The organism is Flavobacterium terrisoli, from assembly GCF_030167905.1.
In the GTDB taxonomy this organism is placed as follows: domain Bacteria; phylum Bacteroidota; class Bacteroidia; order Flavobacteriales; family Flavobacteriaceae; genus Flavobacterium; species Flavobacterium terrisoli.
On record NZ_JARGNA010000005.1, the window covers coordinates 284,263 to 299,292 of the forward strand.

General features: G+C 39.7%; 9 protein-coding genes. 6 read left to right on the forward strand and 3 right to left on the reverse strand.

The window, feature by feature from the left end; translation table 11 throughout:
* Nucleotides 1-84: 84 nt before the first annotated feature.
* Both P1K33_RS08895 and P1K33_RS08900 read right to left on the reverse strand, forming a co-directional pair.
* Nucleotides 85-3,384, reverse strand: a complete 3,300-nt coding sequence (locus tag P1K33_RS08895; RefSeq protein ID WP_284652597.1) for an amidohydrolase family protein — start codon at nucleotides 3,382-3,384, stop codon at nucleotides 85-87.
* Between the two features lie 119 nt (nucleotides 3,385-3,503).
* Nucleotides 3,504-5,177: an amino acid permease gene (locus P1K33_RS08900; protein WP_284652598.1), complete on the reverse strand. Its 1,674-nt coding sequence runs from the start codon at nucleotides 5,175-5,177 to the stop codon at nucleotides 3,504-3,506.
* A gap of 201 nt (nucleotides 5,178-5,378) precedes the next feature.
* Here P1K33_RS08900 and P1K33_RS08905 point away from each other — a divergent pair, with 201 nt between their 5' ends.
* Nucleotides 5,379-6,014 (forward strand): peroxiredoxin, encoded by a 636-nt coding sequence (locus tag P1K33_RS08905; RefSeq protein ID WP_284652599.1) that lies wholly within the window; start codon nucleotides 5,379-5,381, stop codon nucleotides 6,012-6,014.
* A gap of 51 nt (nucleotides 6,015-6,065) precedes the next feature.
* Here P1K33_RS08905 and P1K33_RS08910 read toward each other — a convergent pair whose 3' ends face one another.
* Nucleotides 6,066-6,440, reverse strand: coding sequence for a DoxX family membrane protein (locus tag P1K33_RS08910; RefSeq protein ID WP_284652600.1), 375 nt, complete (start codon nucleotides 6,438-6,440; stop codon nucleotides 6,066-6,068).
* Nucleotides 6,441-6,607: 167 nt separating this feature from the next.
* Here P1K33_RS08910 and P1K33_RS08915 point away from each other — a divergent pair, with 167 nt between their 5' ends.
* From P1K33_RS08915 to P1K33_RS08935, 5 genes are all read left to right on the forward strand, one after another.
* Nucleotides 6,608-7,891 (forward strand): anthranilate synthase component I family protein, encoded by a 1,284-nt coding sequence (locus tag P1K33_RS08915; RefSeq protein WP_284652601.1) that lies wholly within the window; start codon nucleotides 6,608-6,610, stop codon nucleotides 7,889-7,891.
* Between the two features lie 21 nt (nucleotides 7,892-7,912).
* Entirely contained in the window at nucleotides 7,913-9,223 is a 1,311-nt protein-coding gene (tilS, locus tag P1K33_RS08920; RefSeq protein WP_284652602.1) for a tRNA lysidine(34) synthetase TilS, read from the forward strand.
* Nucleotides 9,223-11,223: a protein-disulfide reductase DsbD family protein gene (locus tag P1K33_RS08925; RefSeq protein WP_284652603.1), complete on the forward strand. Its 2,001-nt coding sequence runs from the start codon at nucleotides 9,223-9,225 to the stop codon at nucleotides 11,221-11,223. The genes tilS and P1K33_RS08925 overlap by 1 nt, the downstream gene beginning before the upstream one ends.
* Nucleotides 11,224-11,331: 108 nt before the next feature.
* Nucleotides 11,332-13,074 (forward strand): hypothetical protein, encoded by a 1,743-nt coding sequence (locus P1K33_RS08930; protein WP_284652604.1) that lies wholly within the window; start codon nucleotides 11,332-11,334, stop codon nucleotides 13,072-13,074.
* A gap of 108 nt (nucleotides 13,075-13,182) precedes the next feature.
* A complete protein-coding gene (locus P1K33_RS08935; protein ID WP_284652605.1) occupies nucleotides 13,183-14,991 on the forward strand; it encodes a hypothetical protein in 1,809 nt (602 codons plus the stop codon).
* The last annotated feature ends 39 nt before the right edge of the window (nucleotides 14,992-15,030 follow it).

Sequence of the window (15,030 nt, forward strand, 5' to 3'; positions counted from 1 at the left end):
GAACTGACGATACTGAACAAACAAAAAACCACTCACTTTCGCGAATGGTCTTTTCTCTATTTTCTGTGTTCTATTTTCTAAATTCTAATTATGAATCGCATCACAACAGTGATGCTCCATAAAGCTTTCGGTTTCCTCATGCCAAGGGAAAGCCGCGTTGTATTTGTTGTTTTCCCAATAGAACGTTTTGCGGTTTTTTGGTTCGTTGCCTTCTTCGTTCATCGTTTCGGAGTTGTACATTCTGCCGTTGGCAATCGTATAACGCAAAGTTGCCGAGTTTTGAATATTGTCTAACGGGTTTTTGTCCAAGACCAGGATGTCGGCTAGTTTTCCGGCTTCGAGAGAACCAATGTCATGTCCGGCACCGATATAGTTGGCCGAATTGATCGTCGCGGTTTTAAGCGTCTCTAAATTGCTCATGCCGCCTTGGTTGATGCTCCACAATTCCCAGTGAGCACCCAATCCCTGCAATTGCCCGTGTGCACCCATATTTACTTTTACACCGCTATCGGCTAGTTTCTTGGCTGTTTTTGAAGTCAGGATATGATCGTTTTCAAATTCTTCATCCGGCGCCATGGTACGGAAACGCGAACGCGAGTCGATGATGCTTCTTGGGGTGAATTGCAATAGTTTTTTGTTTTCCCAGACATTGGTTTTTTGGTACCAATAGTATTCGGCATTCAAACCGCCATAGTTGACAATCAAAGTAGGCGTGTAGCCCACGCTGCTTTTGCCCCAAAGCTCAAGCACATCTTTATACACCGGTGTCACTGGAATGTTATGCTCTACGCCGGTATGGCCATCAATCACCATCGTCATGTTGTGGAAAAAGTTGGAACCGCCTTCAGGAACGACATTAATGCCTTCTTCACGCGCTGCCTGCAACACCTGTTGGCGTTGGTCACGACGCGGTTGGTTATAACTTTTTACCGACAAAGCACCAAAGGCTTTGGTGCGTTTGATAGACGAGCGCGCGTCATCAAGGCTGTTTACCAAGGCTTTGAAATCGCCATCGGCACCATACAGGATAAAACCGGTAGAGTAAATTCTTGGCCCAACTAAGGCGCCGCTTTTCACCATTTCCGCCAGGGAGAATATCGATTCGGTATTTGATGACGGATCATGCGAAGTGGTTACCCCAAAAGCCAGGTTGGCGTAAAACTGCCAGTTCTGTTGCGTGGTCAATCCATAACGGAAAGCTCCGATGTGTGCGTGAGCATCGACCATTCCCGGCATCAGGGTTTTTCCGGTTAAGTCATATACTTTGGCATCGGCAGGAACAGTCACGTCACTTGAATTGCCCACGGCTTCAATGCGGTTTTGGTTGATGATAAGCGTTCCTTTTTCAATGACTTTATCGCCATCCATGGTGATAATTCGGGCATTGGTTAAGGCAATTTTCCCTTTTGGTTTATCGACTTTAGAAGTCAGGCCAATTTTGATTCCGGCATCGGTTGGTTTTTCTACTTTCTCAGGCGAACCCGGAAGAAAGGTAAAGCGGTCCTTGATATCGTTGGCATAATAACTGTCGCCCAAAGTCCACATTATTTTTTGGCTGTTGCTTGCCCAATGCAGATTGATTCCGGCGTCTTTGGTCAATTCAGCAACTGGAACGGCAGTCGATTTGTTGTCCAAATCAGCTTCCTGTCCGTTCATATTCAATGGCGCGACATAGGCTTTGTGTAAATGCATAAACGCGATCCATTGGTTGTCCGGACTTGGCACCAAACGGTTGGCGTATTTCGATTTGATGTGCGTTCTTTCGTCTTTTCCGTTTAAATCAACACTTTTCAGTTCTTTGGTCAGGCTGCCAAAAAACACTCCGCCGGTTTGGTAAAAAATGCGGTTGCCTTCTTTGGTAAACAAAGGATATTGTCCATTTTCGGTAACGAATTTAGAACTGCCACCATTACTGTTCATGGTATAAATTCCGGGGTTTTTAGCAAAAGCCAATCCTTGGTCGTTGTTACCGCTTTCTTTTCGATAGACGATAGTTTTACCGTCAGGCGATAGGGAAGGTGTTCTGTAGATGCCTTTCTCGGTAGTCAGTTTCACAGCATTTTTGCCATCCAAGCCCACTTTTCTGATGCTGCCCAGTTCGGTATCATTCCAGGTTACATAGATGATGGTTTTGCCATCTGCTGTAAAGGTTGGTTCGGCTTCAAAGTCGGCGCCATTGGTCAAACGCTTTGGTGTACCGTTGGGTAAAGCTTTGGTCCAAATATAACCCAAAGCCCTAAACGCTAGAATCTTTCCGTCAGGCGAAGTTACCGCATCGCGTATCATTTTTACGGTAAAATCATTATCCGAAATCGGTGTATTGAAATGCACGCGTTCTGCCACATCAATCACCACATCAGCGGTGAAAGGAATATTGGTTAGTGTCGATGTTTTGGTGTTTAATTTGTTGATTTTTCCACCGGTCCAGATGATGATATCTTCATTATTCGGCATCCAGTTGAAGTTGGGATACACGCCAAACATTGCCCAAGCCGTTTGCTGGTCTTTGTCGAGTTTGTCATACACCGGCCATTCTTCTCCGGTTTCCAAATCGTGTAAATACAAAACGGTACTCGTTCGCACTCTTTTGATAAAAGCCAGTTTCTTACCATCGGGAGAAATCTGTGGACGCGCTGCACCACCGGGTCCGCCGGTAATGTCTTCTGTTTTTCCGGTCTCAAATTCGTAACGTTTAATTACATAGATTTGGTTGTTTGGATCTTTGTTGTATTGGAAAAAACCTCCGGGATACATGTCTTCGCTGTAGTAGATGTATTTGCCGTCTCTGGAGATATTGGGTTCGTTTACGTCCTGTTGGTCATTTTTACGTTTGGTCAATTGTACGCCGCTTCCACCGCTGATATGGTATTGCCACATTTCTCCGGCACCGGCCGAGCGCTGTGACGTAAAGTTTTTTCTGCCTATGATATAATTCCCGTTGGGCATCCATGCCGGATTACTCATCAGCCTGAAATCTTCTTTGGAAACTTGCTTGGCATTGGTACCATCGGCATTCATTACCCAAAGGTTGTCACCGCCGCCGGCATCGCTCGTAAAGGCAATCTTCTTACCATCCGGGCTAAAACGCGGCTGTACTTCAAACGGAATTCCCGAGCGCAATACTTTGGCTTTGCCGCCCGCAACAGGTATGCTATAAATATCGCCCAACATATCAAAAATGATAGTCGTTCCATCGGGGCTGACATCGAGGTTCATCCAGGTTCCTTCGCTGGTGGTGAAGTTTTGGGTTTTATAGTTAAAGCTGTCTCCCGGTTTGGACACATCCCATTTGGGTGTTTCTTTATCGGCTTTGTCTTTTTCCTGAGCGTTGGTTGAACTGAAAGCGGTTAAGGCAACAAGTAAAAAGGGTATTTTTCTATACATCGAAGAAGTTGTTTGTTATTAAAGTGCATAAAAATAAAGAAAAATAGGGATAAGGGAAAAGAAAAAGGGATAAGCTTCATAACTGAAATACTTATCCCTTTTCCCTAATTACTGGTCCCTTATTTTTTATTGAGTTTACTGTTTTTGTAGCCATAGGCAAAGTAAAATACCAAACCGATAGCCAGCCAAATACCAAACCATCGCCAGTTAGATACCGCCATACCAGTAAGTAAATAACAACATGAGATAAGTCCAAGTAAAGGAATAAGAGACAGATTTTTAAGAAATGCCAATACAGCCATTACGATGCACAAAATAATAAAGACTACCATTGGTGCATTGGTTGCAAAAAAGTCATCAGAATAGCTAAAAGTATCTGGGAAGAATGTTGGCAGGAAGTACTGTACCGCACCAAAAGCCCCCAAACATATCAATGGGAATATATACTTTGAATTGATATAAGGAATTCTGAATTTGCCTTTGGTGGCACGCTCTGCTAATTCGGATTCGCTTTGCGGAGACAGCATCAACACACCGCCACAAACCAAAACGAAAGCAAACAAGGTTCCGATGCTGGTAAAATCGAGTACAAAGTTTTCATCGGTAAAGAATATCGGAATACCAACCACTAATCCGGTTACGATAGTAGCAAAGCCCGGGGTTTTGTGTTTAGGATGTATTTCTGCAAACCTCTTAGGCATTAATCCGTCACGACTCATGGTCATCCAAATACGCGGTTGCCCCATTTGGAATACCAGCATTACGCTGGTCATGGCGACCACGGCAGCGATTGAAACAATGAATAACATCCATTTCACACCTTTTAAGGCAAAGATTTCTGCCAATGGGTCGCTTACGCCAAGTAAGTCGTATTTCACCATTCCCGTTAGGACTAAGGCCAAAATGATATACACAATGGTACAAATCACCAACGAATAAATCATGCCTCGTGGCAAATCGCGTTGCGGGTTTTTGCTTTCTTCCGCCAAGGTTGATACGGCATCAAAACCAATATAGGCAAAGAACACGGCAGAAACTCCGGCCATCACACCGCCAAAACCATTAGGCATAAATGGTGTCCAGTTGTCGATATCCACATACATTGCCCCAACGATAATTACTAAAACAATAATGGCCAATTTAATGTAAACCATTACGTTACTGAAGTTTTTGGATTCTTTAGTGCCTTTATAAACCAAATAGGTGATCAGAATATTTATTACAACCGCTGGTAAATCAAAGATGATACGCAGTCCGCCAATGATAGGCGCATTGTTCCAGGCGGTCAAGCCTTCGCCCGGTTTATTGGCTTCCAAGGCATCATGCGCGGATTGGTAATTGATGGTCAGCCATTCGGGTAAGTGCAGGTGGAAACTCTCGAGTAAATTGGTAAAATAACCACTCCACGAAAAAGCGATATAGATATTCCCGATGGAATATTCCATCAGTAATGCCCAACCGATAATCCAGGCAAATACTTCTCCGAAAGACACATAGGCATAGGTATAAGCACTACCTGAAACCGGAACACGTGAGGCAAATTCGGCATAACACATGGCAGTAAAACCACAGGCAATAGCACAAATAATGTATAAAAACACCACGCCTGGACCGCCGGAAAAGCAGGCATTTCCAATGGCGCTAAATGTTCCGCCTCCGATGATGGCTGCGATTCCAAAGAAAGTTAAGTCTTTTACGGTAAGTACTTTATGTAAGCCGGAATGTTCTCCATCGCCGCCTTCTTTTAGAATTACTGAGGTCGACTTTTTTCGGAACAGGTTGGATAATGACATGGTTTCAATTTTGGTTTAGTAAAAAACAAATATATAAAAACTAAAGTCATGTCAAGTTTAATGATTTTGATTAATAAACAGCCTGGATAGTGAAAGGCTATTAACAAATAAAAAAATTTAATTGGCAGATACTTTTTTTGAAGGGATTAACTAAGTACTTTTGCGCCATCAAAAAAAATAACATTTAAACCATACACAATTATGTCATTAGTAGGTAAAAAATTCCCCAACATTACTGTAGATGCAATCTCTTTCAAAGGAAATGACTTGAGAATCAATGTGCTTGATGAAGCCACAAAAAACAACAAAAAAGTAATTTTATTTTGGTATCCAAAAGATTTTACTTTCGTATGTCCAACAGAATTGCATGCTTTTCAAGCGGCTTTAGGTGAGTTTGAAAACAGAAATACAATGGTAATTGGTGCTTCATGTGATACAAACGAAGTGCATTTTGCTTGGTTAAATACCCCAAAAAACAACGGTGGAATCGAAGGAATAACTTATCCACTTTTGGCTGATACGACCAGAAATTTATCAGCAGCGCTAGATATTTTAGATGCAGAATGGGTTTATGATGCAGAATTAAACGACGAAATCCTTGAAGGTTCAAATGTAACTTTCAGAGCAACTTATCTGATTGACGAAACCGGAAAAATATTCCACGAAAGCGTAAACGATATGCCGTTAGGAAGAAACGTAAATGAGTACTTGAGATTAATCGATGCTTATACACATGTGCAGACTGTAGGCGAAGTTTGTCCGGCCAACTGGCAACAAGGTAAAGAGGCCATGACTGCTGACCGTTTGAGTACTGCAGCTTATTTAAGCCAAAACTAAAAAGTCAATATTTGATAAATAAAAAGCGTCCCGGTTACCGGGACGCTTTTTTTATGGTGTGAAAACTGATTTGTAATTGTCCCAATAACGCCAAATCAAAAACAGATTGCCTATGAAAAGTGCTGCTGCAATGGGTAATGTTTCGGGTGACATAAAATAGTTAATCAGTAGAATATTGATAGTTACCGGTAAAATAACAATATTGGCTAAGGTTACATATCGACCTATAACATACGATAAGCCACATAATAGTTCAACGGCTTTTGCCAAAGGAATTAAATAAACAGAAGCAATCAAACCGGTGTTGAATGCTTTAAAGCTTCCGGTTGCTTCAGTTTCCGGCGCTAATTTCAAAAAGAAACTAATTGAGGCATACAGTAAAAATAATCCAATAAGTACTCTGATAATGATAGTTGTGATTTTCATGATGATTGTGATTTAATGATTGTTCTACCAAAGTTAAACAAAAAAAGGCTAAAGAATGTCAGAATTAGTATTTATTTAAGCGTCAGTATTTTACCAATTAAAGATGCTAATTCGTTGAAACAAAAATAAAAATATTGTAATTTTGAATGCCTTTAAATGCATACTGCTTGAGAACCATTATTTCCAAAAAAATTGACCAGACCGATACTTTTAAGAGCCAATTATTGGCTTGGTCTCAGCAGTTTCGGGAAGTGGTTTTTCTGGATTCCAATAGCTATAACCAACAGTATTCCAGCTATGACTGCGTGTTGGCAGTTGAAGCTTTTACTTCAGTAAAGACCGACTATCACAACGCTTTTGAGGATTTAAAACAATACCAACAGCAAACCAGGGATTGGCTGTTTGGTTATTTGTCCTATGATTTGAAAAATGATGTTGAGGTATTGCAATCCAATAATTTTGAAGGTTTGGATTTTCCAGATCTGTTTTTCTTCCAGCCCAAGAAGTTGTTTTTGCTCAAAGGCGATGTAGTGGAAATGCACTATCTCCGAATGTGCGATGATGAAATGAATTTTGATTTTGAAGAGATTGGGAAGTGTTCAGTGTCTAGTGTTCAGTGTTCAGAAATTAGTTTAAAACACAGAATTTCTAAGGAAAACTACATCGCCAAAGTCAGCAAAATGCTCGAGCATATCCATCGCGGTGATATTTACGAAGCCAATTTTTGCATGGAGTTTTATGCCGAACAGGCAAAGATTGAACCTCTGGAGATTTATCAGAAACTGAATGGCATTTCTCATCCGCCATTTGCGGCTTATTTTAAAAACAACCATCAGTATTTGCTTTGCGCTTCGCCCGAGCGGTATCTGAGAAAGGAAGCTGATAAAATCATTTCCCAACCGATAAAAGGTACTGCCAAGCGTTATGCTGACGCAGTTCAGGATGATAAAGCTAAAAATGATTTGTCCCAAAACCCAAAAGAACGTTCGGAAAACATCATGATTGTTGACTTAGTCCGCAATGATTTGTCTCATACGGCTACGAAAGGCTCAGTGGAAGTTGAAGAGCTTTGCGGTATTTATTCCTTTGAGCAAGTCCACCAAATGATCTCAACAGTAGTGTCAAACGTTGAAAATACAACTTCGCCCATAGAAATCCTGAGAACCACTTTCCCGATGGGAAGCATGACCGGAGCGCCAAAAATCTCCGCCATGAAAATCATCGAAGAGCTTGAGGAAACCAAACGCGGTCTCTACAGTGGCGCGGTTGGCTATTTTACACCAACGAATGATTTCGATTTCAATGTCGTCATCCGAAGCATTTTATACAATGCCCAAAACGGGTATTTGTCTTTTTCGGTAGGTAGTGCGATTACTTCGCAGGCTATTCCTGAATTGGAATATGAAGAATGCCTGTTGAAAGCTAAAGCGATGTTTGAAGTGTTGAAATAGAAATTATTACTACTTTTGGGCATGCTGTCAAAATTCCAAAATCACATCAACGCCAATCTTCCTTTTCTCAAAGAGAAGAAGTTGCTATTGGCTGTCAGCGGTGGTGTTGACAGTGTGGTTTTGGTGCAGTTGTGTCATGAATCCCAACTTGATTTTGCGGTGGCACATTGTAATTTTCAGTTGCGTGGTGAAGAAAGTAATGAAGATGAAGCCTTCGTGAAATCACAATGTGAAGCATTGAATATTCCAATTTTTATTCAAAAATTTGACACCAAAACCTTTGCGCAACAATATAAATTATCCATTCAGGTTGTAGCGCGTAACTTGCGTTATGAATGGTTTTTAACTATTTTAGAGAAACATAACTTCGATTATATTTTGACCGCGCATCATCTTGATGACAGCCTGGAAACTTTCCTGATTAATTTCACACGTGGTTCGGGTTTGGATGGCTTAACCGGCATTCCGGAGCAGAATGATAAAGTGATTCGCCCACTATTAGTTTTTTCCAGAAATGAGATTGAAGCTTTCGCTAGAGAAAAGAATATCAGTTGGCGTGAAGACAGCAGCAATGAGTCGGATAAATACCTTCGGAACAAATTGCGACACGATGTGATTCCGGTTTTAAAGGAACTGAATCCGGGTTTGTTGTCGTCTTTTGAAAACACCATCAACCATCTGAAACAATCTCAGTCATTGGTTCAGGATGCTTCAAAGGATTTGTTCCAAAAAGTGGTCAGTGAAGAGGAAAATCACACGACTATCGACTTAGTAAAGTTGTTAAAACACCGAAATTTTAAAGCCTATTTGTTTGATTGGCTGCAACCTTTTAGCTTTGCCGATTGGACTTCTGTTTATGATTTAATCAATGCACAATCGGGGAAGCAAGTGTTCTCAGACACCCATATTCTCTTGAAAAACAGGGATTCTTTGCTGTTGTTTCCAAAGCAGCAAATGACAAATGATGCCGTGTTTTGGGTACAAAAGGATCAAAATGAAGTTAAATTTCCCTTAAAACTTTCGTTTTGTAATGCAAATGACATTTCTCTTCAATCAACAAATACTATATTTGTCGATGAAGATAAGCTTCAATTTCCGTTGACGATTCGCCGTTGGCAGGAAGGTGATTTTTTTCATCCTTTGGGTATGGCCGGGAAAAAGAAATTGAGCAAATATTTCAAAGATGAAAAGCTCTCCTTGTTGGAAAAGACCAATGTTTGGCTACTGTGTTCGGATGATAAAATCGTTTGGATAGTAGGGAAAAGACAGGATGAGCGGTTTAAGGTAACAGAAACAACAACTAAAACACTTCAAATAAACTACATTAACTAATGAAGAAAGTACTATTTTTTCTTTTGACTTTTTTGGCTTTCGCCAATCTAAATGCCCAAATCGTAAACCCTGTAAAATGGACCAGTAAAGTTGAAAAAATCAGCGACACCGAATTTAATTTGGAGATGGAAGGGAAGATAGATGATAATTGGCATATGTATTCTCAATTTACGCCTGAAAACGGACCATTACCGGCCGAATTCAGTTTCAAAGATACCAAAGGCAACTATGAATTGGTAGGCAAAGTCAAAGAAACGCCATATAAAAAACAATACAATGAGGTTTTTGAAGTAGACGAATATTATTTTGATAAAAAAGTAAAGTTTACCCAAAAAGTTAAAATCATTAATGCCAGCCTGAAGGCCATCAAGGCTACGATTGATTATCAGGTTTGTAAGGACGTTTGTATCAATCAGGACAATGCCTTTACTTTTCAACTGCCAAAAATTGAAAAAACAAGTTCCGATGTAGCTGTAACAACTGTTGACACTGCAAAAGCGGATACAGTTCAAACTGCTCCGACAGAAGTAAAACAAGCTCCGCCAGCCGTTGTAACCGAGCCAGAGAAAGCAGAAGACAAAGGATTGTGGACGATTTTTATTTTTGCGCTTTTAGGCGGTTTTGCAGCAACGTTTACACCTTGTGTTTACCCGATGATTCCAATGACCGTTAGTTTCTTCCTGAAACAGTCGGATAATAAGTCGAAAGGAAGGTTTAACGCTATTTTCTATGGCGCCTGCATTGTTTTTATCTGTTTTGCGATTACGATACCATTTCACATTTTTGAAGGGATAAGCCGGGATATTTTCTCGGAGATTTCAACCAATGTTTACCTGAATATCTTCTTCTTTATCATCTTTGTGGTTTTTGCCATTTCTTTCTTTGGTGCTTTTGAAATCACCATGCCTTCCAGTTTGTCTAACAAAGTAGATAGAGCTTCTGATAAAGGCGGATTGATTGGGATATTCTTTATGGCCTTGACGCTGATTATAGTGTCATTCTCCTGTATCGGACCTGCTCTTGGTTTTGTATTTGGGACTTCGCTGAATTCTGATGGAGGTGCCTTGATTCTCTCCATTGCGATGCTGGGTTTTGGTTTTGGTTTGGCGCTGCCTTTTATGTTCTTTGCCTTGACACCCAATTTATTAGGTAATATGCCTAAATCGGGCGGATGGCTTAATACTGTTAAAGTGGTGTTTGGTTTTATCGAATTGGCTTTGGCATTTAAATTCTTATCAAACGCCGACATTGGATTGGATTTGCATTTACTCGAAAGAGAAGTGTTTATCGCAATCTGGATTGCTGTTTTTGGAGCGTTAGCGTTATACCTTTTTGGAAAAATTACTTTGCCACACGACAGTCCGTTATCGCATCTTTCTGTGGGAAGAATGCTTTTGGGAGTGACTTCTTTAGCTTTTGCAGTTTACTTGGTTCCCGGACTTTGGGGCGCGCCGTTAAAACTGATTTCTGCTTTTCCACCGCCAACTACCTATAGTGAAAGCCCACAGGGTTTTGGTAGTAAAGCAACTGTTATGAGCGAAGATAAATTGCCCGATGGCGCTGAATTAGCCGTTCACAATTTGGTTTCCTTCACCGATTATCAAACCGGATTGGCGTATGCCAAAAAAGTAAACAAACCTATCATGATTGACTTTACCGGTAAGCAATGCGTGAATTGTCGATTGATGGAAAATAACGTTTGGTCGAATGAAAAGGTTTTGGAAATCTTAAAAAATGATGTGGTACTGATTTCATTGTATGGCGATGACAAAAAAGAACTGCCAAAAGACGAACAATATGTTACCGCAAAAGGAAAAGAAATCAATACAATAGGGAAAAAATGGAGCGAATTTCAAATCACCCGATTTAATAATAATGCCCGACCGCTGTATGTTCTTTTGGATCTAAATGAAAAGGAATTAAACGTTCCCGTAGCTTATACACCCGATATTGAAGAGTATTTAACATGGCTTAAAGACGGTATTTCTAAATTCAAATAGGCAAATTCTAATTCAGAACGGGCAAATTCTCAATGGAATTACCATTTGGAATTTTCTGACGCAACCTAATCAGGATTTTAATATCTTTATATTGTCAAAACAAACAATATGAGGAAAATCAATACCTTTTTGTGTTTACTACTTTTGGTAGTTTCATTCTCCGCCTGTGAATCCAATGATGATTCTAATAGTAACGATCAAAACGACGATACTTTCGCTGAAAACTTCGGGAGTGAAGTCTCAAGAAACTTCATCGGTCAAATCGTCGGCACAGACAATCAACCTTTACAAGGTGCAACTGTACAAATAGGAACTTCTACTGTACAAACCGATCTAAATGGTGTTTTTATCATTAATGGCGCCAATGTGCATGAACGCTTTGCCTATATCACGGTAACCAAAGCCGGTTATATTGATGGTTCACGGGCTATGGTTCCGACAAACGGAATGAACAATATAAAGATTATGTTGATTCCCAATACACCATTGGAAACCATACAATCGGGAGTTCCGAGTGAAGTAGTCATGCCAAATGGAACTAAAGTGGTTTTTGACGGTGCTTTTCAGGATGAGAATGGATTGGATTATTCCGGTTCGGTTCAGGTCGCGATGTTCCATTTATTGCCAAGCGATGAGAATATCAGTAAATTAATGCCGGGCATGTTATACGCCCAAACTCAAAGCAATGAAGAAGCGGTTTTGCAAACTTTTGGCATGCTTAATGTTGAATTACGCGGCAGTGCCGGACAAAAATTAAATATCAAAGAAGGTCATACCGCAGAAATAACTTTAAAGATTGACGATAGTCAAATAGGAAGTGCTCCAAATTCAATTCCGTTATGGCATTTTGATGAAGCCAAAGGCTATTGGAAAGAAGATGGCGTAGCGACTAAAGTGGGTAATAAATATATGGGAGAAGTGTCTCATTTTTCGTGGTGGAATTGCGATGCTTCATTTCCAATAATTAATTTAACCGTAACCTTGGTCGATAGTAATGGGAATTCATTGCCTAATGCAGGAATTGGGTTGGTTGCCAATGGCATTAGTTACAATAATTCAGCGATGGGCCATACAGACAATAATGGAAGTGTTTCAGGTCTTGTTCCTTCCAATCAAACAATGACTTTAAATGTTTATCAAGAATGTGGTATTGTTTTCACGACAACCATTGGCCCGTTTAATAATGACACTGTAGTTCCAATTACATTGCCCAATTCATCAGTAATTATATCAAAGATTAATGGTTCTCTATTAAAATGCAATGGATCAAATGTAACCAATGGTTATATTGTACTCTCAAAAAATGGTGTTGAAGAAATTATAAATGTTACTAATGGAACTTTTAGTTTTAGCACAATGTTCTGTGCTGGAGCAACCTCTTTCACGCTGAATGCGATTGATATTGATAATCTTCAGGCGGTACCAACCAGCACTCACACAATAGCCACGCCTATTACCAATGTTGGCAATTTAACTGCCTGTAATTCTATTACAGAATATCTATATTATAAATTAGATAATAATCCTGTGAAATATATATTTTCGAATAAAGGCGGTGGGTATAATTCAGCTAGCTTGCCTTTCACTGCCTGGGGTTATGATTATTCTACAGGCGCCAGTTTGTTTGTAATCGGTTACAGCCTGGTTCCGGGAGTATATGACAGTAGTGTTTTTCAAATTGATCAATTAGGAGGCGCTTATGTTTATGCAAACGAAAACATTACTTTCAATTTATCCAAATTTGGAAACATTGGACAGCCCATACAGATGACATTGGCAGGAACTTTTGATGATCAATATGGTGTTAATCATACCGTTACTGCGACCATCAATGTTATAAGAAATCAATAGTAAAAACTCCCGATACAATTAGGGCTTTGTTGTTCAAAGTTTGGTTTTTATTTTTCTAGTGCAGCCAAATTAGGTTTTATTGTCTTTATGTAGTCAAATCAAATTATTATGAAAAAAATCCATTCTCTTTTATGGTTACTATTTTTGGTAGTTTCATTCTCCGCCTGTGAATCTAATGATGATTCTAACGGTAACCAACAAAATGACGACACTTTCGCTGAAAACTTCGGTAATGAAACTTCGAAAGATTTTATCGGTCAGGTTGTCGACACAGACAATCATCCTATCCAAGGCGCAACCATACAAATAGGTTCTTCCACAGTACAAACCGATGTCAATGGTGTTTTTATAATTAATGGTGCCAATGTGCATGATCGTTTTGCTTATATCACCGCAACCAAAGCCGGTTATATTAACGGTTCTCGCGCGATGGTGCCAACAGGCGGCAAAAACAATGTGAGAATAATGTTGATTCCAAATACTCCGATAGAAACGATTCAGTCAGGAGTAACAAGCGAAGTAGCGATGCCAAATGGAACCAAAGTTGTTTTTGATGGTGCTTTTCAGGATGAGAATGGAATGGATTATTCCGGTTCGGTTCAGGTGGCGATGTTTCACTTATTACCAAGCGATGAAAACATCAGCAAATTGATGCCTGGCATGTTATACGCCCAAACCGAAACCAATGAGGAAGCGGTTTTAGAAACTTATGGCATGCTCAATGTTGAATTACGAGGCAGTGGCGGACAAAAATTAAACATCAAAGAAGGTCATACGGCTGAAATTGAAATGAAAATTGATGATGCTCAAATGACAACGGCTCCAAGTTCGATTCCGTTATGGCATTTTGATGAGGAAAAAGGTTATTGGAAAGAAGATGGCGTTGCGACTAAAGTTGGGAACAAATACGTTGGTGAAGTATCTCATTTTTCCTGGTGGAATTGTGATGTTCAGTTCCCAACAGTTAATTTCACTGCAACGATTGTTGATGTAAACAATAACCCGGTTTCTAATATCGCTGTAGCCATAGTTTTTGACTTTCCAAGAACAAATCTTACGGATGACAGCGGAAATGTTTCAGGATTAATTCCGGCAAATCAGGTTATGACCCTAAACATCTATGATGTATGCGGTAATATTATTTATACTTCACAGATTGGGCCTTACTCACAGAACACTAATCTGGGTCAAATACAATTGCCTGGTTCGAGTATACAGACCGCTAATGTATCAGGTAGTTTGCTTAAATGTGACAATACAATCGTAACCAATGGTTATGTAGTACTTAAAAACGGCAATAGGATATTAATATCCGGGTTAGATAATGGAAATTATGATTTTACTACTGTTACTTGTTCGGGTTCAAATAATTTTACGATTGAAGGATTTGATTTTGATACATTACAGAGTACAGGAGAGTTAAATTATCAGTTTGAATTTCCTGAAACACATATTAATGCATTGCAAGCCTGCAATGCGATAACTGAGTATATTACGTTTAATATAAATGGAGAAAATACCATAGTCACCGGTAACATCAGTTCACAAATATTTTTGAATACTGTGACTTATGGAAATAATATTTTCGCAAACCAGATGACAATTTATGCCAATTATGGTAATGTTCCCGGAGGTGGTGCAATACAAACTCCGGGTGTAGCTATTGAATGCGGAAGCACGATTCCTGGAAATTATACCTTAAATAATACAAGTGTCAGGATAAGCACCCAACCGAGCAGTACTCCTAATCAATATTTTTTTATTTATGGACCACCGGAAATATCCAATTATAATTTTAGGATTATTAAGTTTGGGGCTGTTGGAGATTATATTGATGTTTCATTTACAGGAGACATTGAAATACTAGGAGTTTCTTACCTTGTTAATGGTATAGCCCATGTGATAAGGGATCATTAATACAGATAAAAGCCCCGATTCATTCGGGGCTTTTTGTTT